Origin of the sequence: Streptomyces sp. NPDC047974, assembly GCF_040653375.1 — a bacterium.
In the GTDB taxonomy this organism is placed as follows: Bacteria; Actinomycetota; Actinomycetes; order Streptomycetales; family Streptomycetaceae; genus Streptomyces.
Map to the genome: position 1 here is coordinate 243467 of NZ_JBEZNU010000006.1, position 25974 is coordinate 269440.

Annotated in this window: 19 protein-coding genes; 11 read left to right on the forward strand and 8 right to left on the reverse strand. The window is 73.4% G+C overall.

Annotated elements, in window-relative coordinates; translation table 11 throughout:
* Positions 1-63: 63 nt before the first annotated feature.
* Positions 64-2295, forward strand: coding sequence for an ATP-dependent RecD-like DNA helicase (locus AB0E19_RS11955; protein ID WP_362177176.1), 2232 nt, complete (start codon positions 64-66; stop codon positions 2293-2295).
* Positions 2296-2473: 178 nt separating this feature from the next.
* The gene (locus AB0E19_RS11960; protein ID WP_189945680.1) at positions 2474-3763 is read left to right on the forward strand and encodes a citrate synthase; all 1290 of its coding nucleotides are present in this window, start codon (positions 2474-2476) and stop codon (positions 3761-3763) included.
* Between the two features lie 381 nt (positions 3764-4144).
* Here AB0E19_RS11960 and AB0E19_RS11965 read toward each other — a convergent pair whose 3' ends face one another.
* From AB0E19_RS11965 to AB0E19_RS11975, 3 genes are all read right to left on the reverse strand, one after another.
* A complete protein-coding gene (locus tag AB0E19_RS11965) occupies positions 4145-6364 on the reverse strand; it encodes a heavy metal translocating P-type ATPase (protein ID WP_362177181.1) in 2220 nt (739 codons plus the stop codon).
* 76 nt (positions 6365-6440) lie between these two features.
* Positions 6441-6665, reverse strand: a complete 225-nt coding sequence (locus AB0E19_RS11970; RefSeq protein ID WP_169084583.1) for a cation transporter — start codon at positions 6663-6665, stop codon at positions 6441-6443.
* A 48-nt stretch (positions 6666-6713) separates the two neighbouring features.
* A complete protein-coding gene (locus AB0E19_RS11975) occupies positions 6714-7673 on the reverse strand; it encodes a PrsW family intramembrane metalloprotease (RefSeq protein WP_362177185.1) in 960 nt (319 codons plus the stop codon).
* A gap of 64 nt (positions 7674-7737) precedes the next feature.
* On the opposite strand from AB0E19_RS11975, the gene AB0E19_RS11980 reads away from it, so the two are divergent.
* A complete protein-coding gene (locus tag AB0E19_RS11980) occupies positions 7738-8961 on the forward strand; it encodes a cation:proton antiporter (protein WP_362177188.1) in 1224 nt (407 codons plus the stop codon).
* Here AB0E19_RS11980 and AB0E19_RS11985 read toward each other — a convergent pair.
* Positions 8936-9613 carry a TetR/AcrR family transcriptional regulator gene (locus AB0E19_RS11985; protein WP_362177191.1) on the reverse strand — a complete coding sequence of 226 codons (678 nt, stop codon included), beginning with the start codon at positions 9611-9613 and terminating at the stop codon, positions 8936-8938. The genes AB0E19_RS11980 and AB0E19_RS11985 overlap by 26 nt on opposite strands.
* 165 nt (positions 9614-9778) lie before the next feature.
* On the opposite strand from AB0E19_RS11985, the gene AB0E19_RS11990 reads away from it, so the two are divergent.
* The gene (locus tag AB0E19_RS11990; protein WP_362177194.1) at positions 9779-12073 is read left to right on the forward strand and encodes an MMPL family transporter; all 2295 of its coding nucleotides are present in this window, start codon (positions 9779-9781) and stop codon (positions 12071-12073) included.
* 80 nt (positions 12074-12153) lie between these two features.
* Here the strand turns inward: AB0E19_RS11990 and AB0E19_RS11995 are convergent, their stop codons facing one another.
* Positions 12154-12351, reverse strand: a complete 198-nt coding sequence (locus tag AB0E19_RS11995) for a MerR family transcriptional regulator (RefSeq protein WP_031005915.1) — start codon at positions 12349-12351, stop codon at positions 12154-12156.
* Between the two features lie 251 nt (positions 12352-12602).
* The gene (locus AB0E19_RS12000) at positions 12603-13514 is read right to left on the reverse strand and encodes a sugar phosphate isomerase/epimerase (RefSeq protein ID WP_362177198.1); all 912 of its coding nucleotides are present in this window, start codon (positions 13512-13514) and stop codon (positions 12603-12605) included.
* Between the two features lie 178 nt (positions 13515-13692).
* Between AB0E19_RS12000 and iolC the strand changes: the two genes are divergently transcribed.
* The 4 genes from iolC (at position 13693) to mmsA (ending at position 18991) form a co-directional block, all read left to right on the forward strand.
* Positions 13693-14676 carry a 5-dehydro-2-deoxygluconokinase gene (gene iolC / locus AB0E19_RS12005; RefSeq protein WP_362177314.1) on the forward strand — a complete coding sequence of 328 codons (984 nt, stop codon included), beginning with the start codon at positions 13693-13695 and terminating at the stop codon, positions 14674-14676.
* Positions 14677-14758: 82 nt separating this feature from the next.
* Positions 14759-15604 (forward strand): 5-deoxy-glucuronate isomerase, encoded by an 846-nt coding sequence (gene iolB, locus AB0E19_RS12010; RefSeq protein WP_362177201.1) that lies wholly within the window; start codon positions 14759-14761, stop codon positions 15602-15604.
* Positions 15595-17466, forward strand: coding sequence for a 3D-(3,5/4)-trihydroxycyclohexane-1,2-dione acylhydrolase (decyclizing) (gene iolD, locus AB0E19_RS12015; RefSeq protein ID WP_362177317.1), 1872 nt, complete (start codon positions 15595-15597; stop codon positions 17464-17466). The genes iolB and iolD overlap by 10 nt, the downstream gene beginning before the upstream one ends.
* A gap of 22 nt (positions 17467-17488) precedes the next feature.
* Positions 17489-18991: a CoA-acylating methylmalonate-semialdehyde dehydrogenase gene (mmsA, locus tag AB0E19_RS12020; RefSeq protein ID WP_362177204.1), complete on the forward strand. Its 1503-nt coding sequence runs from the start codon at positions 17489-17491 to the stop codon at positions 18989-18991.
* A 130-nt stretch (positions 18992-19121) separates the two neighbouring features.
* On the opposite strand, the gene AB0E19_RS12025 is transcribed toward mmsA, so the two are convergent.
* Positions 19122-19559 (reverse strand): GNAT family N-acetyltransferase, encoded by a 438-nt coding sequence (locus AB0E19_RS12025; RefSeq protein ID WP_362177207.1) that lies wholly within the window; start codon positions 19557-19559, stop codon positions 19122-19124.
* Between the two features lie 148 nt (positions 19560-19707).
* Here AB0E19_RS12025 and AB0E19_RS12030 point away from each other — a divergent pair, with 148 nt between their 5' ends.
* Complete coding sequence (locus AB0E19_RS12030; protein WP_362177210.1) at positions 19708-22350, forward strand: alpha/beta fold hydrolase; 2643 nt, start codon at positions 19708-19710, stop codon at positions 22348-22350.
* The gene (locus AB0E19_RS12035) at positions 22347-23216 is read left to right on the forward strand and encodes an ABC transporter permease (protein WP_362177213.1); all 870 of its coding nucleotides are present in this window, start codon (positions 22347-22349) and stop codon (positions 23214-23216) included. Before AB0E19_RS12030 ends, AB0E19_RS12035 begins: the two co-directional genes overlap by 4 nt.
* 64 nt (positions 23217-23280) lie before the next feature.
* Here the strand turns inward: AB0E19_RS12035 and AB0E19_RS12040 are convergent, their stop codons facing one another.
* Positions 23281-23997 (reverse strand): DNA-binding response regulator, encoded by a 717-nt coding sequence (locus AB0E19_RS12040; RefSeq protein WP_362177216.1) that lies wholly within the window; start codon positions 23995-23997, stop codon positions 23281-23283.
* Positions 23998-24263: 266 nt separating this feature from the next.
* Here AB0E19_RS12040 and AB0E19_RS12045 point away from each other — a divergent pair, with 266 nt between their 5' ends.
* Positions 24264-25940 carry a von Willebrand factor type A domain-containing protein gene (locus tag AB0E19_RS12045; protein ID WP_362177219.1) on the forward strand — a complete coding sequence of 559 codons (1677 nt, stop codon included), beginning with the start codon at positions 24264-24266 and terminating at the stop codon, positions 25938-25940.
* The last annotated feature ends 34 nt before the right edge of the window (positions 25941-25974 follow it).

The window sequence follows — 25974 nt, forward strand, 5'->3', positions numbered from 1 at the left end:
CCCGGCCCGGGAGTTGTCCACAGGCGCGCCCCCGCTGTCGGCGGCCTTCGCTACGGTCGGGGCATGTCCAACGAGGGTCAGCCGTACCGCCCCGCCGTCCTGGAGGGCGTGCTGGAGAGGATCACGTACGCCAACGAGGAGAGCGGCTACACGGTCGCCCGGGTCGACACCGGCCGCGGCGCGGGCGAGCTGCTCACGGTCGTGGGCGCGCTGCTCGGTGCCCAGCCGGGGGAGTCGCTGCGGATGGAGGGGCGCTGGGGGTCGCACCCGCAGTACGGCCGGCAGTTCCAGGTGGACAACTACACGACCGTGCTGCCCGCCACCATCCAGGGCATCCGGCGCTATCTCGGCTCCGGCCTGGTCAAGGGCATCGGCCCGGTCTTCGCCGACCGCATCACCACCCACTTCGGCCTGGCGACCCTCGACATCCTGGAGGAGGAGCCGGGCCGGCTGATCGAGGTGCCGGGGCTCGGACCGAAGCGGACGAAGAACATCACCGCCGCCTGGGAGGAGCAGAAGGCCATCAAGGAGGTGATGGTCTTCCTCCAGACCGTCGGCGTCTCCACCTCCATCGCCGTCCGCATCTACAAGCAGTACGGCGACGGTTCGATCTCCGTCGTCCGCGAGCAGCCCTACCGGCTCGCCGCCGACGTCTGGGGCATCGGCTTCCTCACCGCCGACCGGATCGCCCAGTCCGTCGGCATCCCGCACGACAGCCCCGAGCGGGTGAAGGCCGGCCTCCAGTACGCCCTGTCGCAGTCCGCCGACCAGGGGCACTGCTTCCTCCCCGAGGAGCGGCTGATCGCCGACTCGGTGAAGCTGCTCCAGGTGGACACCGGGCTGGTCATCGAGTGTCTCGCCGAGCTCGCCGACGACCCCGAAGGGGTCGTCCGGGAGCCGGTCCCCGGTCCGGAGGGGGAGCCGGTCACGGCCGTCTACCTGATCCCCTTCCACCGGGCGGAGCTCTCCCTCGCCGGGCAGCTCCGACGGCTGCTGCGCACCCCCGAGGACCGCATGCCGGCCTTCCGGGACGTGGCCTGGGACAAGGCGCTGGCCTGGCTCGCGGACCGGACGGGGGCCACCCTGGCGCCCGAGCAGGAGCAGGCCGTCCGGCTCGCGCTGACCGAGAAGGTCGCGGTCCTCACCGGCGGCCCCGGCTGCGGCAAGTCCTTCACGGTCCGTTCCGTGGTGGAGCTGGCCCGGGCGAAGAAGGCGAAGGTGGTTCTGGCGGCGCCCACCGGCCGCGCCGCCAAGCGGCTCGCGGAGCTGACCGGGGCCGAGGCCTCCACCGTCCACCGGCTGCTCGAACTGAAGCCGGGCGGGGACGCCGCGTACGACCGGGACCGCCCGCTCGACGCGGACCTCGTGGTGGTCGACGAGGCGTCCATGCTCGATCTGCTGCTGGCGAACAAGCTGGTCAAGGCGGTGGCGCCGGGCGCGCATCTGCTGCTCGTGGGGGACGTGGACCAGCTGCCGTCGGTCGGCGCGGGCGAGGTGCTGGCCGATCTGCTGGCCCCGGACAGCCCGGTCCCGGCCGTCCGGCTGACCAGGATCTTCCGCCAGGCCCAGCAGTCCGGCGTGGTCACCAACGCGCACCGGATCAACGAGGGGCTCCCGCCGGCAACAACCGGACTGCCGGACTTCTTCCTCTTCGCGGAGGAGGAGACGGAGGACGCGGCCCGCGTCGCCGTCGAGGTCGCCGCGCGGCGTATTCCGGCCAGATTCGGACTGGACCCGCGTCGGGATGTACAGGTTTTGGCGCCGATGCACCGAGGGCCGGCCGGGGCGGGCGCGCTGAACGGACTGCTCCAGCAGATGATCACTCCGGCCCGCCCGGACGTCCCGGAGAAGCGGTTCGGCGGCCGGGTGTTCCGGGTCGGGGACAAGGTGACCCAGATCAGGAACAACTACGAGAAGGGGGCGAACGGCGTCTTCAACGGTACGGTCGGAGTGGTGACGGCGCTGGACCCCGTGGAACAGCGGCTCACCGTCCGGACGGACGAGGACGAGGAGGTCCCGTACGCCTTCGACGAGCTGGACGAGCTGTCCCACGCGTACGCGGTCACCATCCACCGTTCGCAGGGCAGTGAGTATCCGGCTGTGGTGATCCCGGTCACCATGAGTGCATGGATGATGCTTCAGCGGAACCTGCTGTACACGGCCGTCACCCGGGCACGGAAGCTCGTCGTCCTGGTCGGATCGCGCCGCGCGATCGCCCAGGCGGTGCGTACGGTCTCGGCCGGCCGGCGCTTTACCGCACTGGCTCATCGGCTCACAGGGGGTGCCCCCGTGTGAAAGATCACGGAGGACTTCCAGAACCGGGGCGAAGGGGGCAGGATGAGCAGGTTGGCGGCACTGAGTGCCGCCGATTGGCCCAATGGCGACCCCGAGTGCACTCTCCTGAGCCAAGTGGGGGATGGTAGAGACAGTCAGGGCACCTCGAAGAAGAGGCACTACGTCGGTGAGGGATGACGTGAGCGACAACTCTGTAGTACTGCGGTACGCGGACGGTGAATACACCTACCCGGTGGTCGAGAGCACCGTCGGCGACCAGGGCTTCGACATCGGGAAGCTGCGAGCCCAGACCGGTCTGGTCACCCTGGACAGCGGATACGGCAACACCGCCGCCTACAAATCCGCCATCACCTACCTCGATGGTGAGCAGGGCATCCTGCGGTACCGCGGCTACCCCATCGAGCAGCTGGCCGAGCAGTCCACCTTCCTGGAGGTGGCCTACCTGCTGATCAACGGCGAGCTGCCGAAGGGCGAGGAGCTCGCCACCTTCCAGAACGAGATCACCCAGCACACGCTGGTCCACGAGGACGTCAAGAACTTCTTCCGCGGCTTCCCGCGGGACGCCCACCCGATGGCGATGCTGTCGTCCGTGGTCTCCGCGCTGTCCACCTTCTACCAGGACAGCCACAACCCGTTCGACGAGACGCAGCGCCACCTGTCGACGATCCGGCTGCTCGCGAAGCTGCCGACGATCGCGGCGTACGCGTACAAGAAGTCGATCGGCCACCCGTTCGTCTACCCGCGCAACGACCTCGGCTACGTCGAGAACTTCCTGCGCATGACGTTCTCGGTGCCGGCGCAGGAGTACGACCTCGACCCGGTCGTCGTCTCCGCGCTCGACAAGCTGCTCATCCTGCACGCGGACCACGAGCAGAACTGTTCGACGTCCACCGTGCGTCTGGTCGGCTCCTCGCAGGCGAACATGTTCGCCTCGATCTCGGCCGGCATCTCCGCCCTCTGGGGCCCGCTGCACGGCGGCGCCAACCAGTCCGTCCTGGAGATGCTGGAGGGCATCCAGGCCAACGGCGGCGATGTCGACTCCTTCATCCGCAAGGTGAAGAACAAGGAGGACGGCGTCCGCCTGATGGGCTTCGGCCACCGGGTGTACAAGTCCTTCGACCCGCGCGCCAAGATCATCAAGGCGGCGGCGCACGACGTCCTCTCGGCCCTCGGCAAGTCCGACGAGCTGCTGGACATCGCGCTCAAGCTGGAGGAGCACGCGCTCTCCGACGACTACTTCGTCTCGCGCAACCTCTACCCGAACGTGGACTTCTACACGGGCCTCATCTACCGCGCGATGGGCTTCCCGACCGAGATGTTCACCGTGCTCTTCGCGCTCGGCCGCCTTCCCGGCTGGATCGCCCAGTGGCACGAGATGATCAAGGAGCCGGGCTCCCGCATCGGCCGCCCGCGCCAGATCTACACCGGCGAGGTCCTCCGTGACTTCGTCCCGGTCGACGAGCGCTGAGCCGACCCCGCACAGGTCGTCTGAGGAGCCTCCAGGGCCGCCGGCAGGACGTACAGAAGCGCCCCGCTCTCCGATCCCCCCACGGGTCGGCGAGCGGGGCGCTTCTCATATTCCCGGAGCGGATTCCCCCCACGGGATCCGGGCCGGGCGTCGTGCGCGCGGTCTGCCGGGGTACGTACGGGAGGGCCGCTCAAAGCTCCCCGGTGCACGTGCCCCGGCCGCGCTTGCCTGCCGGGACGTCCCCCAAGACCTCCCGGCGAACGTCCCCCAAGACGTTCTGGCATCGCCCACTTAGACTCGCGAACAGCCCAGATGGTTACCCCCCAATATCTGTGATCTAGGTCTCTTTGTGAAGGACTTGTGCGTCACGTGTAGGTGAAATCAACGGAACCGCCGCAGGCGCAGGCTGTTGGACACGACGAAGACGGACGAAAAGGCCATGGTCAGGCCCGCGATCATCGGGTTGAGCAGTCCGGCCGCGGCGAGCGGCAGCGCGGCCACGTTGTAGCCGAAGGCCCATGCCAGATTTCCCTTGATCGTCGCCAGGGTCCGCCGGGAGAGCCGGATCGCGTCGGCGGCGACCCGCAGGTCGCCCCGGACGAGGGTGAGGTCGCCCGCCTCGATGGCCGCGTCCGTCCCGGTGCCCATCGCGAGCCCCAGATCGGCCGTGGCGAGCGCCGCCGCGTCGTTCACGCCGTCGCCGACCATCGCGACCGTACGGCCCTCCTCCTGGAGCCGGCGGATCACCCCGGCCTTCTCCTCCGGCAGCACCTCGGCGATCACCTCGTCGATGCCGACCTCGGCGGCCACGGCCTCCGCGACGGCCCGGTGGTCGCCGGTGAGCAGCACCGGCCGCAGCCCGAGGCCGCGGAGCCGGGCGACGGCCTCGGCGCTGGTGTCCTTGACCGCGTCGGCGACGGTGAGGGAGCCGAGGAAGACCCCGTCCCGGGCGACGAGCACGGCGCCGGCGGCCGTGCCGTCCGGCACCGTCACGTCCTCGGCGGCGAGCAGCGCGGCCCGCCCGGCGAGGACGAGGTGTCCGTCGACGGAGCCGCGGACGCCGAGCCCCGGCACGTTCTCGAAGCCCTTGGGGGAGGGCAGCTCGCCGACGGGGATCCCGAGGCGCCCGGCGGCGCCGGCGGCGACGGCCCGGGCCACGGGGTGCTCGGAGGAGTGCTCCAGGGCCCCGGCGAGCCGCAGCAGTTCCCGCTCGTCCGTCCCGGCCGCCGGGTGGACGCCGGTGAGGGTCATCCGGCCGGTGGTGACCGTGCCGGTCTTGTCGAGGACGACGGTGTCGACCCGGCGGGTGGATTCCAGGACCTCGGGCCCCTTGATGAGGATGCCGAGCTGGGCGCCCCGCCCGGTGCCGACGAGCAGCGCGGTCGGCGTGGCGAGGCCGAGGGCGCAGGGGCAGGCGATGATCAGGACGGCGACGGCGGCGGTGAAGGCGGCGGTCGCGCCGTCCCCGGAGCCGAGCCGGAAGCCGAGGGTGGCCAGGGCGATCAGCAGGACGGCGGGGACGAAGACGGCGGAGATCCGGTCGGCGAGCCGCTGCGCCTCGGCCTTGCCGCTCTGCGCCTCCTCGACGAGCTTCGCCATCCGGGCGAGCCGTGTCTCGGCGCCCACCCGGCCGGCCCGGACGACGAGCCGTCCGGAGACGTTGACGCAGCCGCCGGTGACGGCGGAGCCGGCGGTGACGTCGACGGGCAGGGACTCGCCGGTGAGCAGGGCGGTGTCGACCGCGGAGGAGCCCTCGGCGACGGTGCCGTCGGTGGCGATCTTCTCCCCGGGGCGTACGACGAAGAGTTCGCCGGTCCGCAGGTCGGCCACCGGAACCCGTACCTCCCCGCCTTCCCTGAGGACGGCGACGTCCTTGGCGCCGAGCTCCATCAGGGCCCGCAGGGCGGCGCCGGCCTTGCGCTTGGCGCGGGCCTCCAGGTAGCGGCCGAGCAGGATGAAGGTGACGACTCCCGCGGCCACCTCCAGGTAGACGGCGGAGGAGCCGTCGGAGCGGTCGGCGGTGAGGTCGAAGCCGTGGCGCATCCCGGGCATGCCGGCGTCGCCGAGGAAGAGCGCCCACAGGGACCAGCCGTAGGCGGCCAGGGTGCCGACCGAGACGAGGGTGTCCATCGTGGCGGCGCCGTGCCGGAGGTTGGTCCAGGCGGCCCGGTGGAAGGGGAGGCCGCCCCAGACGACGACGGGGGAGGCGAGGGCGAGGGAGAGCCACTGCCAGTTGTCGAACTGGAGGGCGGGGACCATGGCGAGCAGGACGACGGGGGCGGCGAGGACGGCGGAGACGACGAGGCGCCGGCGGAGCCCGGCGAGCTCGGGGTCGGCGGCGCCGTCCTCCCCGGGGGTCTCGGGCTCCGGCGGCGCGGGTTCCTCGGCGGTGTAGCCGGTCTTCACCACGGTGGCGATGAGCGCGTCGACGCCGACCTCGGACGCGTGCTCGACGTGGGCCTTCTCGGTGGCGTAGTTGACGGTCGCGGTGACGCCGTCCATGCGGTTGAGCTTCTTCTCGACGCGGGCCGCGCAGGAGGCGCAGGTCATCCCGCCGATGGTCAGCTCGGTGACGGTGACGTCGGGGGCGGTGCTGGTCATGTGCGGTTCCAGAAACGGGGAGCAGGGCCGTTCCCGTAACGGTACGACCCTGCTCGGACAGTGGTGCGGCGCGTGGTCAGACCAGCTCGTACCCGGCCTCGTCGACGGCGGCGGCGACGGCCTCGCGGTCGAGCGGGGCGGCGGAGACCACGGTGACCTCGCCGGTCTTGGCGACGGCGGTGACGGAGGAGACGCCGGGGATCGCGGAGATCTCGCCGGAGACGGCGCCCTCGCAGTGGCCGCAGGTCATGCCCTTGACCTGGTAGACGGTGGTCAGTTCGGTCTGCGTCTCGGCGGCCATGACGTTCTCCTCTTCGGTTCGGGGCCTTACGTGCACGATGCTATACCCCTAGGGGGTATGAAATCCAGTCCGGTCCGGCTCGCGCCGCGCCAGCGAGCGCAGCCACGCCAGTCCCACCAGTGTCACCACCACCAGACCGCCCACCGAGAAGAGGGTGAAGAGGTGCTCCTGCTCGGAGGTGGGCTGCGGGAGGTAGCCCTGGGCGAAGAGCGAGCGGTCCAGGTCCGTGGTCGTCAGCCGGAGCACGAGCCAGAGCGCGATCCCGTGCATGGAGTCCCAGAGCGCGTGCAGCACCGCCACCCCCAGATAGGTGCCGACGACCGGGCCGGTGAACCGGAAGCGGCCGTCGGGGCGGCGGAAGGAGAAGAGCACCGCGCCGGCGATGGCCGTCCACAGGCCGTGCCCGAAGGGGGCGAGCAGACCGCGGAGGATCTCCGTCTCCAGGAGGGAGCGCAGGTCGATGCCGTCCATGGTGACGGCGGCGTTGAAGGCGTACCCGGCGCTCTCGAAGGCGGCGAAGCCGAAGCCGACCGTCCCGCCGAGGACCAGGCCGGCGCGCCGGCCGCGCAGCCACGGCCGGTGGCGGACCACGAACATCAGGGCGACGAGCTTCACCGCCTCCTCGATCAACCCCACCCCGAGGAACATCCACAGGGACGGGTGGAGCAGGTAGTACTCCATGACCGAGGCGCCGAGCACGCCGAGGATGCCGCCGGTGACGAAGCAGCCGAGGATCACCGGGAGTCCGAGGTCGCGGCCGTGCCGCTCGTACGCCCACAGCACGAAGACGCCCGGGACCAGGAAGCTGCCCAGCAGGATCAGGGTGGGCAGCAGGGTGGTGTTGGCGGTGGCGTACGTGACCACGGCCGTCAGCGCCCACAGGGCGAGGCCGCCCCACAGGCACCGCTTCCACAGGCCGGGGCGCGGCCCGGCCGGCTCGGGCGGGGCGGGAGGCGGTGGGGGAGGGGGCTGGTGGTGGGGCTGGGGTGTGGGCCGGTACTCGTACATCCGCGGGCCTCCAAGTCCCTCCGCCGACGGGGCATCTGACCGGAGCTTATGGTAGATACCCGATATGTCGCATTCGGGGAGCACGCTCGTCCTGATCATGGTGATCGCCGTCCTGGCGCCGCTCCTGGCGTACTGGGTGGGGCGCCGCGCCCCCGTGCCGCTCGCCGTCTTCGAGATCCTGCTCGGCATCGTCATCGGCCCCGACGTCCTCGGCTGGGCCCACTCCGACGAGCTGATCGACGGCCTCTCGGAGCTCGGCCTCACCATGCTGATCTTCCTGGCCGGGTACGAGATCGAGTTCGGCAAGGTCCGCGGGGACACGCTCAGGCGCTCGGTGTGGGCGTGGCTCGCCGCGCTCGCCCTCGGCCTCACCGCCGGCATCCTGCTCGGCGGCGGCTACTCCACCGGCGTCTTCATCGGCGTCGCCCTCACCAGCACGGCGCTCGGCACCGTCCTGCCCGTGCTGCGGGACTCCGGCGGACTGCGCGGCCGCTTCGGCTCGGTCGTCATGGCCTTCGGCGCGGTCGGCGAGTTCGGGCCGATCATCGCCATGGCGCTGCTGCTCAGCGGGCGGACGGCGGCCCAGTCCACCGTGCTCCTCGCGGTCTTCGCCGCGCTCACCGCGGCCGCCGTCTACTGGGCGCTGCGGCCCCGCCCGCCGTGGTTCGCCACCGTCATCGCCAAGACCCTGCACACCAGCGGACAGTTCGCGGTCCGCTTCGTCTTCCTGCTGCTCGCGCTGATGCTCGGGGCGTCGACGGCGCTCGGCCTCGACGTCCTGCTCGGCGCCTTCGCGGCCGGACTCATCACCCGGCTCGTGCTCACCGGGGCCGCCCCCGAGGCCGGGCCGGAGATCCTGGAGAAGGTCGAGGGGGTCGGCTTCGGCTTCCTCGTGCCCGTCTTCTTCGTCGTCACCGGCCTCGAGTTCGACCTGGACTCGCTGCTCTCGGGCGGCCGGGCGCTGCTCCTCCTGCCGGTCTTCCTGGTCCTCTTCCTGGTGGTGCGCGGCGGCCCGATGTGGTTCCTCGCCCCGCGCGACCTCGACCGGAAGGACCGGGGCGCGCTGGTCCTGTACGGCTCCACCGCGCTGCCGCTCGTCGTCGCCATCACCACCATCGGCCTGGACGACAAGGCGCTGTCGGCGGGCGAGGCGGCGGCGCTCGTGGGGGCCGGGATGGTCTCCGTCCTGGCCTTCCCGCTGCTCGCGCTGAAGGTGCGGGCGGGCCGGGACCGGGTGCCGGAGGAGGGGGAGCCGGAGTCGGTCAGCGGGTCGTCGGAGGCGTGGTGACCGCCGCCGCGGTGACCGCCGCGCCGGCCGGTGCCTCGCCGAAGACCGGGGCGAGGTAGCGGAGCATCACCTTCTTCAGTTCGCCGACGGCCGCGTCCCGCACCGGGCCCTCGGGCGCGGCGACGGCCAGCGCGAGTCCGCCCTTGAAGACGGCGAAGGCCATGTCGGCGACCCGGTCGAGGTCGTCGGCGGCGAGCGGCGGGACGGCCCGCGCGCCGATCGTCTCGCGGACCTGGGAGAGCAGTGAGGCGTGCAGCTCGTCGTGCTCCTCGGCGATCCGGCCGGGGACGTCGGAGCCGTGCATCAGGGCGAGGAACGCCGGGTTGTGGCAGTTGAAGTCGATCATCGGGTCGAGCACCGCGTCGATCAGCTCCGGCAGCGGCAGCGCCATGTTGGCCGGGGTGAAGACCTGGCCGTGGGCTTCGCGCATCTGCTGGATGAGCCGGCCGCCCAGCTCGACGGCGATCGCTTCCTTGTTCGGGAAGTACTGGTAGAGCGTGCCGGGCGAGACCTTGGCCTCGCGGGCGATCGCGTTGGTGCTGGCGGCCGTGTAGCCGTTGGCGCAGAACACGTCGGCGGCGGCCTGGAGCAGCTGGGAGATGCGGCGTTCGCCGCGGGCCTGTCGGCGGCGCGGCTTCGGGTCCTCGGGCATGGCTGTCCCCAGTCCTCCTCGATACGCATTGACAAACACGAGAGGTCGCTCGCATTCTTGAATTACGCGAGCGATCACTCGTGTTTGCCAGTCTATGGCAATGGACGGCCCTCGTGACCTGCCGGGAAGCGAGCACGAGGGCCACGGTGAAGGGGACACCGCGTCATGCCCGAAGTCAAGAAAGCGCCTCCCGCGGGGGGTGCCGCCCCGGCCGGGGGCGGAAGCCCGGGCCCGGCCGGGGGCGGAAGTCCGGGCCGGGGCGGGGGATGGACGCGGTTCGTGACCGCCCGGCCCCGGCTGACCCTGCTCGTCGCCCTGGTCCTCACCGCCCTCGCGGTCCTCGCCGGCGGCGGCGTCGCCGACCGGATGGGCAGCGGCGGCTGGGAGGACCCGGCCGCCGAGTCCACCTACGCCACCGAGGCCCTGGAGCGCGAGTTCCCCGGCTCCCAGCCCAATCTGCTGCTCCTCGTCGACGCCGGGAAGGCCGGGGTCGACGATCCCGCCGCGGCCGCCGAGGCCCGCCGGCTCACCGAGCGGCTCGCCGCCGAGCCGGGCGTCGAGGGCGTCGGCTCCTACTGGACCACCGGCTCGCCCGCCCTCCGCTCCGAGGACGGCACGCAGGCCGTCGTCGCCGCCCGGATCGCCGGCGGGGAGACGGCCGCGGGGAAGGTCCTCGACCGGATCGCCCCGGAGTACCGCGGGACCCACGGACCCGTCGAGGTCACCCTCGGCGGCGGCCTCGCCGTCCGCCACGAGATGCAGACGATCATCCAGGAGGACCTGCTGCGGGCCGAGCTGATCGCCCTGCCGCTCACCCTGATCCTGCTCGTCATGGTCTTCGGCAGCGCCGTCGCCGCCCTGCTGCCCCTCGGCATCGGCATCGTCGCCATCCTCGGGACGAACGCCGTGCTGCGCGGCATCACCGAGTTCACCGACGTCTCCGTCTTCGCGCAGAACCTGACGACCGCGCTCGGCCTCGGCCTCGCCATCGACTACGCGCTCTTCGTCGTCCGCCGCTACCGCGAGGAACTCGCCGCCGGAGCCGAGCCGTCCGCCGCCGTCCGCACCACCCTGCGCACCGCCGGCCGGACCGTGCTCTTCTCCGCCCTCACCGTCGCCGTCTCGCTCGCCGCCATGCTCGTCTTCCCGCAGTACTTCCTGCGCTCCTTCGCCTACGCGGGCATCGCCGTCGTCCTGCTCGCCGCCACCGCCGCCCTCACCCTGCTCCCGGCCGCCCTGGTGCTCCTCGGCCACCGGGTCGACGCCCTCGACCTGCGCCGGCTGTTCCGGCGCCGCCGCGCCGGCGCCGAGCAGGCCGCGGAGAGCGCCGGCTGGTCCCGGGCGGCCGGCCTGGTGATGCGCCGGGCCCCCGTCTTCGCCGTCCTCACCACCGCCGGTCTGGTCCTCCTCGGACTGCCCTTCCTCGGCGTGAAGTTCGGCACCGCCGACGACCGCCAGCTGCCCACCACCGCCACCTCCCGAATCGTCCAGGAAGAGCTGCGCGCCGGCTTCCCCGGCGAGCCCGGCGCGGGCCTCACCGTCCTCGCCGAAGGCCCCGCCACCCCCGCCGAACACACCGCCTACCGCGAGCGGATCGCCGGACTCGACGGCATCGTCCGCGTCGACGGCCCCGTCGTCTCCGGCTCCGGCACCCACGCCTACTACAGCGTCGTCCCCGAGGGGACCGCCGTCGGCGAGGAGGCCCAGCGGGCGGTCGGCGCGCTGCGCGCCGAGGAAGCCCCCTTCGCCACCTCCGTCACCGGACAGGCCGCCGTCCTCGTCGACTCCAAGGACGCCATCGGGGAGCGACTGCCCTGGGCCGCCGGCATCATCGTGCTCGTCACCCTGCTGCTGGTCTTCCTGCTCACCGGCAGCGTCCTGATCCCGGTCCAGGCCGTGGTCCTCAACGCCCTCAGCCTCACCGCGATGTTCGGCGCCGTCGTCTGGGTCTTCCAGGACGGGCACCTCTCCGGCCTCCTCGGCTTCACCGCGACCGGCGACATCGAGACCACCCTCCCGGTCCTCATGTTCTGCGTCGCCTTCGGCCTCTCCATGGACTACGGCGTCTTCCTGCTCTCCCGCATCAAGGAGGAGTACGACACCACCGGCGACCACGAGGGCGCCGTCCGCTTCGGCCTCGCCCGCACCGGCGGGCTCATCACCGCCGCCGCCGTCATCCTCGCCGTCGTCATGGTCGCCATCGGCACCTCACGGGTCACCAACACCAAGATGCTCGGCCTCGGCGTCGCCCTCGCCGTCCTCATGGACGCCATGGTGGTCCGCAGCCTCCTCGTCCCCGCGGTCATGAAGCTGACCGGCCGCCTCACCTGGTGGGCGCCCCGGCCGCTGCGCCGCTTCCACGACCGCTTCGGCATCAGCGAGTCCGAGGCGCCGCCCGAGCCCGGGAGCCCGGGCGGCGACCGGGAGGCGATACCCGAGCCCGTCGGCGCGCGGGGCTGAGACGGGCCGGGACACGGCGCGGCGCCGGCCCCCGGGCTCCACCGGAGGACGGCGCCGCGCGACGGGCCGGGCGGGCGGGATCAGTCGCGGCGCGCGCGGTTGCCGGGACGGCTCGCCACCCAGGCCCGGACGGTGTCCGCGTACCAGAAGGGCTTGCCGGACTCGACGTGGTCGGGCGGCGGCAGCAGCCCGTGCTTCCGATAGGAGCGGACCGTGTCGGGCTGGACCCGGATGTGCGCGGCGATGTCCTTGTACGACCAGAGGCTTCTGTCCGTCATGCCTGTACCTCCCTCACGCCCCGTGCCGCGCAGCGGTGGCGGGGGGTGCCGTTCGGGGGCGCTGCGGGCGGTGGCGTCGGTGATCACCGATCCTGTGCCCGGTGTACGCCCCTTCCGGACGGACCCGCCCCGGCTGTGCGGCGTCTGTGACACGGAGCCCGCGTAACGGAGACACCTGTGACACAGGAGCGAACCTCGTGACAGAAGTGACGCATGGTCACAGCGGCGCGTCCGCGTGCGGGCGCTCCCGGTCACACCCCGCAGGAGCGGAGGTAGCCGCGGGTGCGCAGGGCGATCGGATAGGGCGCGTCCGGCTCGCACGGGTACATGTCCTGTTCCACGATGGCGAAGAGCTCCGTGCCCAGCGCCGCCGCGGCCGCCAGGACCGGCTCCAGGGCCGGCACCCCGGCCGGCGGCTCGCACATCACGCCCCGCGCCACCGCCGGGCCGAACGGCAGCTCCTCGGCCCGCACCTCCGCGAGCACCGCCGGATCCACCTGCTTCAGATGGAGGTAGCCGATGCGCTCCCCGTAGGTCTCGATCAGCTTGACGCTGTCCCCGCCCGCGTACGCGTAGTGCCCCGTGTCCAGACAGAGCGCCACCGCCTCCGGATCGGTGGCGTCGAGGAAGCGGGTCACGCTCTCCTCGTCGTCGAGATGGGTGTCGGCATGCGGATGGACCACGATCCGCAGCCCGTACCGCTCCCGCACCTCCCGGCCGAGCCGCTCCGTCAGCGTGGTCAGCTGCCGCCACTGCTCCGGCGTCAGCACCCGGTCCTCCAGGACCTCGCCGCTCCTGTCGTCCCGCCAGAAGGAGGGGATCACCACCAGATGCCCGGCACCCATGGCCTGCGCCAGGGCCGCGTTCTCCGCGACGTGCGCCCAGGTCCGCTCCCACACCGCGGGCCCGTGGTGCAGCCCGGTGAAGACCGTGCCCGCCGACACCCGCAGCCCGCGCCGGGAGGTCTCCTCGGCGAGCAGCGCCGGATCGGTCGGCAGATAGCCGTACGGCCCCAGCTCGATCCACTCGTAACCGGCCCCCGCCACCTCGTCGAGGAACCGCTGCCACGGGACCTGACGGGGATCGTCGGGGAACCACACCCCCCAGGAGTCCGGGGCGGATCCGATCCGGATACGGGAGGGCGACGGCGACGGCTTCGTCATGCCAGCCACCTTGACCGCGCCCCGGAGCAGCGTCAAGACAGCCGCCCGACCTGCCAAAGGACGACCGAATGTCCGGACATGTCGTTGACACGCCTCCGGCCGGACGGTTAGACCTGGAAACGGACGCCGGAGTCGAGAGGTGGCACGGGTGGAGTCGGAGCCTTACGACCTGATCACCATGGGGCGGCTCGGCGTCGACCTGTATCCGCTGCAGAGCGGCGTCGGACTCGACCGGGTCGAGACCTTCCGCCGCTTCCTCGGCGGCTCCCCGGCCAACGTGGCCGTCGCCGCCGCCCGCCTCGGCCGCCGCACCGCCCTCCTCAGCCGCACCGGCGCCGACGCCTTCGGCAGCTACCTCCGGCGCGAGCTGAAGGAGTTCGGGGTGGACGGCCACTGGGTCACCGAGGTCCCCGAGCACCCCACCCCCGTCACCTTCTGCGCCCTCTTCCCGCCCGACGACTTCCCGCTCACCTTCTACCGCCGCCCCAAGGCCCCCGACCTGGAGATCCACCCCCACGAGCTGGACCTCGACGCGATCCGCTCCGCGCGCGTCCTGTGGACCACCGGCACCGGGCTCAGCGAGGAACCCAGCCGCTCCGCCACCCTCACCGCCCTGCGGGCCCGTTCAGGCCGCGCCCACACCGTCCTCGACCTCGACTGGCGCCCCGCCTTCTGGCCCGACCCGGCCACCGCCCGCCCGCACTACACCGAGGCCCTGCGGCACGCCACGGTCGCCGTCGGCAACGCCGAGGAGTGCGAGGTCGCCACCGGGGAGCGCGACCCGGAGGCCGCCGCCCGCGCCCTCCTCCACCTCCTCGCCCCCGGCCGGGCCGACGGCCCGGCCACCGTCCGGCTCGCCGTCGTCAAGCGGGGCCCCGAGGGCGTCCTCGCCCTCGCCTCCGACGGGCGGCGCGCCGCCGTCCCGCCCCTGCCGGTCGAGGTCGTCAACGGCCTCGGTGCCGGCGACGCCTTCGGCGGCGCCCTCGTCGACGGCCTCCTCGCCGACCGCCCGCTGGAGGAGACCCTGCGCCGGGCCGCCGCCGCGGGCTCCGTCGTCGCCGGCCGGCTCGGCTGCGCCCCCGCGATGCCCGACGCCACCGAGATCGACCGCGCCCTCGCCGCGGGCTCGGGCACCCTCCCGCCGGAAGGCCCCCATCGGTGACCACCCCGCACGACACCCGCTCCCGTTCCCTCCGCTCCCGTTCCCTCCGCTCCCGTCTCCTCCGCACCGAGGACCCCCGCACATGACCACCCCCGACCGCCCGCGCGCCACGCCCCGCCCGCGCCGCCTCCACCTCCCCGCGGGGGCCGCCGCCCGGGGGCCGTACACGCTCGACATCGACCCGGGGACCGCCGGATGGAGCCGTTCCGCGCTCCGGATCCTCGACCTGCCGCCCGGGGTGGAACACACCTTCGACAGCGCGGATGCCGAATGGGTGGTGCTTCCCCTCGCCGGGGCCTGTACCGTGCGCGTCGACGGGGAGATTTTCGAACTCGGGGGCCGCGAAAGCGTGTTCGCCTCCGTTTCCGACTTCGTCTATGTACCGCGCGACGCCCACGCCCAGATCTCCTCCGGCGCGGGAGGCCGCTTCGCTTTGGCAGGAGCGAACTGCGAGCGACGACTCCCCGCCCGCTACGGCCCCGCGCCGGAGGTCCCCGTCGAGGACCGGGGAACCGGCGACCGCGCCCGCCGGGTGCGGAACTTCGCCGCGGCCGACGCCTTCCCCTGCGACCGGCTGATCGCCGTCGAGGTGATCACCCCCGGCGGCCACTGGTCCTCCTACCCGCCGCACAAGCACGACGAGCACCGCCCCGGGACGGAATCCGTCCTGGAGGAGATCTACTACTACGAGATCGAGGACCCGCGCGGCTACGCCTACCAGCGGATCTCGCCCTCCCGGCCCGGCGGCGCCGACCTCCTCGCCGAGGTCCGGCACGGCGACGCCGTCCTCGTCCCCGACGGCTGGCACGGCCCCTCGATCGCCCAGCCCGGCCACGACCTCTACTACCTCAACGTCATGGCCGGGCCCGGAACCGAACGGGAGTGGCGGATCAGCTTCCACCCCGACCACACGGAGGGATACCAGTGAGGCGCCTCACCGTGGCCCAGGCCCTCGTCCGCTTCCTCGCCGCCCAGTACACCGAACGCGACGGCGAACGGCACCGGCTGATCGCCGCCACCTGGGGCATCTTCGGCCACGGCAACGTCGCCGGGATCGGCCAGGCCCTGATCGAGGAAGACGGCATGCCCTTCCACCAGGGCCGCAACGAGCAGGCCATGGTGCACGCCGCCGTCGGCTACGCCCGCCAGCGGAACCGGCTCTCCGCGCACGCCGTCACCACCTCCATCGGCCCCGGCGCCACCAACCTCGTCACCGGTGCCGCCCTCGCCACGATCAACCACCTCCCGGTCCTGCTCCTGCCCGGCGACACCTTCGCCACCCGCCCCGCCGACCCCGTCCTCCAGCAGCTCCAGGTGCCGGGCGCCGGCGACGTCTCCGTCAACGACTGCCTGCGGCCCGTCTCCCGCTCCTTCGACCGGATCGTCCGCCCCGAGGCCCTGATCCCGGCCGCCCTCGAAGCGATGCGGGTCCTCACCGACCCGGCCGCCACCGGCGCCGTCACCCTCGCCCTCCCGCAGGACGTGCAGGCGGAGGCGTACGACTGGCCCGAGGCGTTCTTCGCCGAGCGGACCTGGCGGATCCGCCGGCCCGCGCCCGACGAGGCCGAGCTGGACGCGGCCGTGGCGGCGCTCGGCCGGGCCGAACGGCCGCTGATCGTCGCCGGCGGCGGCGTCCGGCACAGCGGGGCCGAGGAGGCGCTCGCCGAACTCGCCTCGCTCACCGGCATCCCCGTCGCCTCCACCCAGGCGGGCAAGGGCGCCCTGGCCCACGACCACCCCCAGGACGTCGGGGCCCTCGGCCACACCGGCACCGCCGTCGCGAACCACCTGGCCCGCACCGCCGACGTCGTCCTCGGCGTCGGCACCCGCTGGACCGACTTCACCACCGCCTCAGGGACCCTCTTCCGCCACCCCTCCCTGCGCTTCGTCAACCTCAACATCGCCGCCTTCGACGCGCACAAGCAGGCCGCGCTGCCCCTGGTCGCCGACGCCCGGGAGGGGATCGAACAGCTCCACGCCCTCCTCGACCCCCACCACGTGCCCGCCCACTACGTCCACGAGTACGCCGAGGAGAAGCTCCGCTGGTCGGCCCGCGTCTCCGCCGCCTACGCCACCCCCGACGACACCGCCCGCCCCACCCAGACCCAGGTCCTCGGCGTCCTCGACACCCTGGTGGACGCCACCGACATCCTGATCAACGCCGCCGGCTCGCTCCCCGGCGACCTCCACAAGCTCTGGCGGACCCGCTCCCGCGACCAGTACCACGTCGAGTACGGCTACTCCTGCATGGGCTACGAGATCCCCGCCGCGATCGGCGTCCTGCTCGCCGCCCCCGGCCGGCCCGTCTGGGCGCTCGTCGGGGACGGTACGTATCTGATGAATCCCACCGAGATCGTCACCGCCGTCCAGGAACGGCTCCCGCTGAAGCTGATCCTCCTCCAGAACCACGGGTACGCCTCCATCGGCGGCCTCTCCGAGGCGGTGGGCGCCGAGCGGTACGGCACCGACTACCGCCTCCGCGCCGAGGACGGAGGCTTCACCGGCCCCCCGCTCCCCGTCGACCTCGGGGCCAACGCGGCCTCCCTCGGGATGCGGGTCCTACGCCCCCGCACCATCCGTGACCTGCGGGAAGCCCTCGCGGACGCCCGAGCCGCGACGGATCCCACATGTGTCTACATCGAGACCGAAACGGCAGACAGTGTGTCGGGCCCGCCCCCGGCCCAGGCGTGGTGGGATGTGCCCGTGGCCGAGATCTCGACCCGCCCGTCGGCGGTCAAGGCCCGTGAGGAGTACGACCGGCACGTCACCGCCCGACGCCGCCATCTCTGAAGCTCTGAAGGAGTAACACGTCATGACGAAGAGCGTCCACCACTGGATCGGTGGCAAGACCGTCGAGGGCACGTCGGGCAACTGGGGCCCGGTGACCGACCCGGCCACCGGCGCCGTCACCACCCAGGTCGCCCTCGCCTCGGTGGAGGAGGTCGACGCGGCCGTCGCCGCCGCGAAGGACGCCTTCGCCACCTGGGGCACCTCCTCGCTGGCTCAGCGCACCACCATCCTCTTCAAGTTCCGCGCGCTGCTCGACGCCAACCGCGACGCCATCGCCGAGCTGATCGTCGCCGAGCACGGCAAGGTCCACTCCGACGCCCTCGGCGAGGTCGCCCGCGGCCTGGAGATCGTCGACCTGGCCTGCGGCGTCACCACCCAGCTCAAGGGCGAGCTGTCCACCCAGGTCTCCAACCGGGTCGACGTCGCCTCGATCCGCCAGCCGGTCGGCGTCGTCGCCGGCATCACGCCCTTCAACTTCCCGGCCATGGTGCCGATGTGGATGTTCCCGATCGCCATCGCGACCGGCAACACCTTCGTCCTCAAGCCGAGCGAGAAGGACCCCTCGCCGTCCCTGAAGATCGCCGAGCTGCTGGCCGAGGCCGGTCTCCCCGACGGCGTCTTCAACGTCCTGCACGGCGACAAGGTGGCCGTCGACCGCCTCCTGGAGCACCCGGACGTCGCCGCGATCTCCTTCGTCGGCTCCACCCCGATCGCCCGGTACATCCACACCACCGCCTCCGCCAACGGCAAGCGCGTCCAGGCGCTCGGCGGCGCCAAGAACCACATGCTGGTCCTCCCGGACGCCGACCTCGACGCCGCCGCCGACGCCGCCGTCTCCGCCGCGTACGGCTCCGCCGGCGAGCGCTGCATGGCGATCTCCGCGGTCGTCGCCGTCGGCGCCGTCGGCGACGAGCTCGTCGAGAAGATCCGCGAGCGCGCCGAGAAGATCAAGATCGGCCCCGGCACCGACCCCACCTCCGAGATGGGCCCGCTCATCACGGCCGTCCACCGCGACAAGGTCGCCTCCTACGTGCACGGCGCCGAGGCCGAGGGCTGCACGGTCGTCCTCGACGGCACCGGCTACACCGTCGAGGGCCACGAGAACGGCCACTGGATCGGCCTCTCCCTCCTCGACCACGTGCCCACCACCGCCAAGGCCTACCAGGACGAGATCTTCGGCCCGGTCCTCTGCGTGCTGCGCGCCGAGACGTACGAGGAGGGCCTCGCCCTCATCAACGCCTCGCCGTTCGGCAACGGCACCGCGATCTTCACCCGCGACGGCGGCGCCGCCCGCCGCTTCCAGCTGGAGGTCGAGGCCGGCATGGTCGGCGTCAACGTGCCGATCCCGGTGCCGGTCGGCTACCACTCCTTCGGCGGCTGGAAGGACTCGCTCTTCGGCGACCACCACATCTACGGCAACGACGGCGTGCACTTCTACACCCGCGGCAAGGTCGTCACCACCCGCTGGCCCGACCCGGCCGACGCCCCCGCCGGCGTCGACCTGGGCTTCCCGCGCAACCACTGACCCCGAGCCCGCGGTCGTACGACGGCCCCCGGGGTGCGCACCACCGCACCCCGGGGGCCGTCGGCCGTCCGTTCCTCCGGCCGTCCGTTCCTCCGGCCGTCGTTCCTTCGGCCGTCGTTCCGTCGGCCGTCTAGGGCTCGTCGCCGAAGGACCAGGTGCGGATCGCGCACACCCCCTCGTCCGCCGCGCCCGCCGAGCGGTACGTGGCCAGCGCCGGACCGTTGTCCGTGTCCACCGGCACCCACGCCCCCGCGCAGCCCCGCTCACGGGCCGCCGCGAGCAGCGCCTCGGTCAGCGCCCGGCCGAGCCCCCGCCGCCGGTACGCCTCGTCGACCCCCAGCTCGTACAGGCACAGTTCCGCGCCCTTGTCCGGGTGGAGCATCTCGATCCCCGTCACGAAACCGGCGGGAACCCCGTCCTCGGCGTACCCGATCAGCATCAGATGGCCGGGGGAGGCCAGGAAGCGCTCCGCCCACTCCGGCCGCGCCGGACCGTCGTACAGATGCTCCGCCGCCAGCAGTTCGGCCACCGTCCCGGCCCGCCGGATCTCGAACCCGTCCGCCACCACGCCGTCTCGCCTCCACACGCCGGGCCGCCGGCCGAGGGCATACCGCGACCGCTGTACGCGGACCGTACTGCGTACGCCTCCAGAAGGCCGCCGATCTCCGCCCCGGGGGCGCCGCCCGCGCACAGCCGGTCCGCTTACGCTCGGGGCCATGCGACTCCGACTTCCCCGGTGGGCCGCGGTCACCGCCGTCCTCGCCGTCCTCGCGGGCGCCGGCACCTGGACCGCCGCCGCCCTGGACGAACCCCCGCCCGTGCAGCGCGAGGACCGGGCCCTCACCCTCGACGGGGTGCGGATCGACACCTCGTACTTCACCGGAGGCTCGACCGGCCGCCGCCCCGCCGTGCTGCTCGCGCACGGTTTCGGCGGCTCCAAGGACGACGTCCGGGCCCAGGCCGAACGCCTCGCCCGCGACGGGTACGCCGTCCTCACCTGGTCCGCGCGCGGCTTCGGCGCCTCCGGCGGGAAGATCGGCCTCAACGACCCCGCGCACGAGGTCGCGGACGTGCGGGGGCTCGTCGACTGGCTCGCCGCCCGCCCCGAGGTCCTGCTCGACAAGGCGGGCGACCCGCGCGTCGGCGTCACCGGAGCCTCCTACGGCGGCGCGATCTCCCTCCTCGCCGCCGGGCACGACCCCCGCGTCGACGCCATCGCCCCCCAGATCACCTACTGGAACCTCGCCGACGCCCTCTTCCCCGGCGGCGTCTACAAGAAGCTCTGGTCCGGGATCCTCTTCTCGATGGGCGCCGACGCCCGGGGCGACGCCTGCGGCCGCTTCGCCCCCGAGATCTGCGCCCTGAAGGAACGCGTCGCCGTCTCCGGCCTGCCCGACGCCGAGGCCCGCGCCCTCCTGGAGGCCCGCAGCCCCTCCGCCGTCGGCGACCGCATCAAGGTCCCCACCCTGATCGTCCAGGGCCAGACCGACTCCCTCTTCACCCTCGACCAGTCCGACGCCATGGCCCGCGCCCTCACCGCCAACGGCGCTCCCGTCGCGGTCGACTGGGCCGCCGGCGGCCACGACGGCGGTGACCGCGAGACCGGGCGCGTCGAGGACCGGATCGGCGCCTGGTTCGACCGCTGGCTCAAGCAGGACGCCTCCGCCGGCACCGGCCCCGCCTTCCGCGTGAGCCGCACCGGCGGCGTCGACTCGACCGACGGCCGCGCCACCCTCCGCGCCGCGACCGCCGACCGCTACCCGGGCCTGACCGACGGCACCCGCGCCCTCGCCCTCACCGGCCCGGCCCAGCGCTTCGCCAACCCGGCCGGCGGCGCCCCGCCGGCCGTCTCCGCCGTGCCCGGCCTCGGCGGCGGCCTCGGCGGACTCTCCTCCTCCCTCGGCGTCGGCCTCGCCCTCGACTTCCCCGGCCAGCACGCCCGCTTCGACACGGCCCCGGTGACCGGGCCGCTGCGGATCACCGGCACCCCGACCGCCCGGGTCCGGGTCGCCTCCACGGCCCCCGACGGCTCCGCCGTCCTCTTCGCCAAGGTGTACGACGTCGGGCCGGACGGGAGCCGGCAGGTGCTGCCCGCCCAGCTCGTCGCCCCGGTCCGTGTCGAGGACGCCGGAAAGGGCCGCTCCGTCACCCTCACCCTGCCCGCGATCGACCACGAGGTGGAGGCCGGCCACCGGCTCCGCCTGGTCGTCTCGGCCACCGACCTCGGCTACGCCTCCCCGGCCGCCACCGCCGGCTACACCGTCGCCGCCGAGGGCCCGCTCACCGTGCCCACCGCGCCGGCCGTCACCACCCAGGCCGCCGGCCTGCCCTGGTGGGTCTGGGGCCTGCCGCTCATCGGCCTGGCCGTCGCCGCCGTCCTCCTCCTGACTGCCCGCCGCCGCACCGCCGGCCCGGCGCCGGACCCCGCACTCGCCGCCGTACCCCTCCGGATCACCGGCCTGTCGAAGAAGTACAAGGGCGGCGACCGGTACTCCGTCCGGGACCTCTCCTTCCAGGTCGAACAGGGCCAGGTCCTCGGCCTGCTCGGCCCCAACGGCGCGGGGAAGACCACCACCCTGCGCATGCTCATGGGCCTGATCACCCCCGACGAGGGCGAGATCCGCGTCTTCGGCCAGGCCATCCGGCCCGGCGCCCCGGTCCTCTCCCGCGTCGGCTCCTTCGTCGAGGGCGCCGGCTTCCTGCCGCACCTCACCGGCCGGGAGAACCTGGAGCTGTACTGGAAGGCCACCGGCCGCCCCGCCGAGGACGCCCACCTCGACGAGGCCCTCCGCATCGCCAACCTCGGAGGCGCCCTCGAACGGGCCGTCCGCACCTACTCGCAGGGCATGCGGCAGCGCCTCGCCATCGCCCAGGCCATGCTCGGCCTGCCCGACCTCCTCATCCTCGACGAACCCACCAACGGCCTCGACCCGCCGCAGATCCGCGAGATGCGGGAGGTGATGATCCGGTACGCCGCGGGCGGGCGCACCGTCATCGTCTCCAGCCACCTCCTCGCGGAGGTCGAGCAGTCCTGCACCCACCTCGTCGTCATGGACCGCGGACAGCTCGTCCAGGCCGGCCCGGTCGCCGAGATCACCGGGGCGGGCGACACCCTCCTCGTCACCCTCGGCGAGCCGGTCGCCGACGCGCTCGTCGAGAAGGTCGCCGCCCTGCCCGGCGTCGGCACCGCGGTCCGCACCGAAGGCGGCCTCCTCGTCGGCCTGTCCACGGCCGACGGCCCCGCCGACCCGACCGCGCTCATCGGCGAACTCGTCCGCCTGGACGTCCCGCTGACCGGCGTCGGCCCGCACCGACGCCTGGAGGACGCCTTCCTGACCCTGATCGGAGGATCCGCATGACCGCGACGGCCCCCGGCCCCGAAGCCCTCGCCCCCGGCTACCGCCCCGGGCGCACCCTGCCGCTGCGCGTCGAGGCCCTGCGCCAGTGGAAGCGCCGCCGCACCCTGGTGATGGCGGGGGTGCTCGCCGCACTGCCGCTCGTCCTGATCGTGGCCTTCGCCATCGGCGGCCCCGACGCCGACGACCGGGGCGGCCGGATCACCCTCATCGACACGGCCACCGCCTCGGGCGCCAACTTCGCGGCGACCTGCCTCTTCGTCTCGGCCGGTTTCCTCCTCGTCATCCCCGTGGCGCTCTTCTGCGGCGACACCGTCGCCTCCGAAGCCGGCTGGTCCTCCCTCCGCTATCTGCTCGCCGCGCCCGTGCCGCGGTCCCGGCTGCTCGCCGCCAAGCTGGCGGTGGCGCTCGGCTACAGCACCGCCGCGCTCTTCCTGCTGCCCCTGCTCGCCCTCGCCGTCGGCACGGTCGCCTACGGCTGGGGCCCGCTCCAGCTCCCCACGGGCGGCTCGCTCCCGGCGGGGGAGTCGGTGCTGCGGCTGCTGATCGCCACCTCCTTCGTCCTCGTCTCCCAACTGGTCACCGCGGGGCTGGCCTTCTGGCTCTCCACCCGCACCGACGCCCCGCTCGGCGCGGTCGGCGGAGCCGTCGGCCTGACCATCGTCGGCAACGTCCTGGACGCGGTCACGGCGCTCGGCGACTGGCGCGACTTCCTGCCCGCGCACTGGCAGTTCGCGTGGATCGACGCCCTCCAGCCCCGCCTGGAGTGGGGCGGCATGGTCCAGGGGGCGGCGATCTCCGTCACCTACGCCCTGGTCCTCTTCGCGCTCGCCTTCCGCGGCTTCGCCCGCAAGGACATCGTGTCCTAGCGCACGCGAGGACCACGCGAGGACACCGTGTCCCGGGGCCCGCCGGGCCTACTCGCGACGGGTCTCACAACCACCCCCTCCGAGCCGCTTCCGCGCCCGCGCGGAAGCGGCTCGTCGTTCCCAGGGCGGCCATCAGCTCGCCCACCCGCCGGCTGTACGTCCGCGCCGACATGCCGAGCCGGGCCGCGGCCGCCTCGTCCGTCAGCCCCGAGACCAGTGCTTCCAGGACCGGCCGCAGCAGCTCCGGCGGCCCGCCCGCCGACCGGGGCGGCGGCAGCCGGACCAGCTCCTCCGCCGTCGTCCAGCAGGCGTGATGGGCCCGCACCAGGGCCTGCACCACCACCGGGTCCCGGATCAGCAACAGGCCGTTGTACAGCAGCTCCAGATCGAGCGGGACCGCCGCCACCGTCCGGTCCACCACGATCAGCTTGAACGGGATCGCGTCGGCGAACCGCGCCCGCCCCGGTATCCGCGGCCCGTCCTCCAGCCGGGGCAGCGCGTGCCGGGGCACGATCCGCCGCACCTCCCCGGCCCGCTCCGCCGCCGCGCGCATGCACGCTCCCGCGAGCTCCAGGAACGGCTCGGGGATCGCGCGCGACGCAGAGGCCACCGGGTCGTCGAAGGTCAGCAGCTCGTGCCGGGTCGAGGCGGCCAGCCCGGCGAGCGCCGCGCTGATGCGCCGCGCGCCCCGGACCGGGCGCCCCGCCGGCCGCTGTCCCTCGGTCGCGGCCCGGTTCATCGCCGAACGGGCGAGCATCACGGAGCCCGCGCTCTCTGCCACCGCTGACCACCCCCGCCCGATCGATGTCCACTCCATGTACTCATGCGACTGCGCACGGTGACAACCCCTGTGGACAAACCTGGCGTCTCCATGCCACTGGCCCCCGTTCCGCCTTCCGTTGCCACATCGAGATCCATCCGCAACTCCTTCGCGGGGTCCGCGCGCGCCTCCCGTTCGTCACAGTCGCAGAGGCCGGACGCGGCCCCGCCGGGCCCGGCGAACGCCGCGCGCCCGGCGCAACGTCCGTACGGAAACGGGGAGTCGACATGAAACGTCCGCACCGGAGAAGTACCGCCCGAAGCTCCGTCAGAAGCGCCGCCCGAAACTCCGTCAGAAGCTCCGTCAGGAGCGCCGCCCTCGCCGGGGCGCTCGCCGCCGCGCTCCTCGCCGGCGGCTGCGCCGGCACGGCGAACGACTCGGCGGAGGAGTCGGCCGACCACCGCAAGTCCGCGCCGCGGCTCCCCGACGGCGGCGGCACCGCCGCGCCGTCCGCCCCCGCCGACGGGCAGGCCGACGGGCGCGACGCGCCCTCGGGCGCGCCCGAGGGCGAGCAGCGCGCCCCGAGCCCCGCCCCCGACTACCTCTCCACCTTCGCCCTCGACGTCGACACCGCCTCGTACGGCTACGCCCGCCGCTCGCTCGCCGAGGGCCGGCTGCCCGACCCCGCCACCGTCCGGCCCGAGGAGTTCGTCAACAGCTTCCGCCCCGACTATCCGCGCCCCGCCGACGACGGCTTCAGCGTCACCGTCGACGGCGCCGCCACCGGCGAGGCGGGCTGGTCCCTCGTCCGGGTCGGCCTCGCCACCCGGGGCGCCGACCGGGCCGGCGAACGCCCGCCCGCCGCCCTCACCTTCGTCGTCGACGTCTCCGGCTCGATGAACGAGCCGGGCCGGCTCGACCTCGCCCAGCACGCCCTGCGGCTCGCCGCCGACGAGCTCCGCGACGACGACTCCGTCGCCCTGGTCGCCTTCAGCGACGAGGCCGAGACCCTGCTGCCGATGACCCGCCTCGGCGACGCCCGCGGCCGTGTCCGCGAGGCCGTCGACTCCCTCGCCGTCCGCTCCTCCACCAACCTGGAGGCCGGGCTTCGCACCGGCTACGACGTGGCCGCCGAGGGGCACCGGAAGGGCGCCACCAACCGCGTGGTGCTGCTCTCCGACGCCCTCGCCAACACCGGGGAGACGGCGGCCGACGCCCTCCTCGGGCGCATCGACGAGCAGCGCCGGGAGAAGGGCATCACCCTCTTCGGGGTGGGTGTCGGCAGCGACTACGGCGACGAGCTGATGGAACGGCTCGCCGACAAGGGCGACGGCCAGACCACGTACGTCTCCACCCGCGAGCAGGCCCGCAAGGTCTTCGTCGACCAGCTGCCCGCCCAGGTCGAGTTGCGCGCCCGGGACGCCAAGGCGCAGGTCGCCTTCGACCGGGAGACCGTGGAGCGCTTCCGGTTGATCGGCTACGAGAACCGCGAGGTCGCCGACGAGGACTTCCGGAACGACCGGGTCGACGGCGGCGAGGTCGGCGCCGGGCACACCGTCACCGCGCTGTACGCGGTGAAGACCCGGCCCGGCGCGAGCGGCCGGATCGCCACCGCCACCGTCCGCTGGCTCGACCCCGACTCCCGTTCCCCGCAGGAGCGTTCGGGCACCGTCGAGGCGGGCGCGCTGCGCGCCGCGCTCTGGGGAGGGGGGCACGACAGTCTGCAACTCTCGGCGATCGCCGCCTATTTCGCGGAGGGGCTGCGCGGCGGCGGCGGGCTGCCGGGCGCCCCGCGCCTCGGGGAGCTGGCCGGGTACGCCGACGCCATCAAGGGACGCTCCGGTTCCGCGGTGGTCGGGGAGCTGGCCGAGGCGGTGCGCCAGGCCGACCGGCTGATCGGAGAACGCCCCGCACAGGAAGGCGAGTTCCGCTCCGGCGACCCGTCCGGCGACCCGTACGCCTGATCCGTCCTGCGGGTCTCCGTGATCCGTCCGGTGA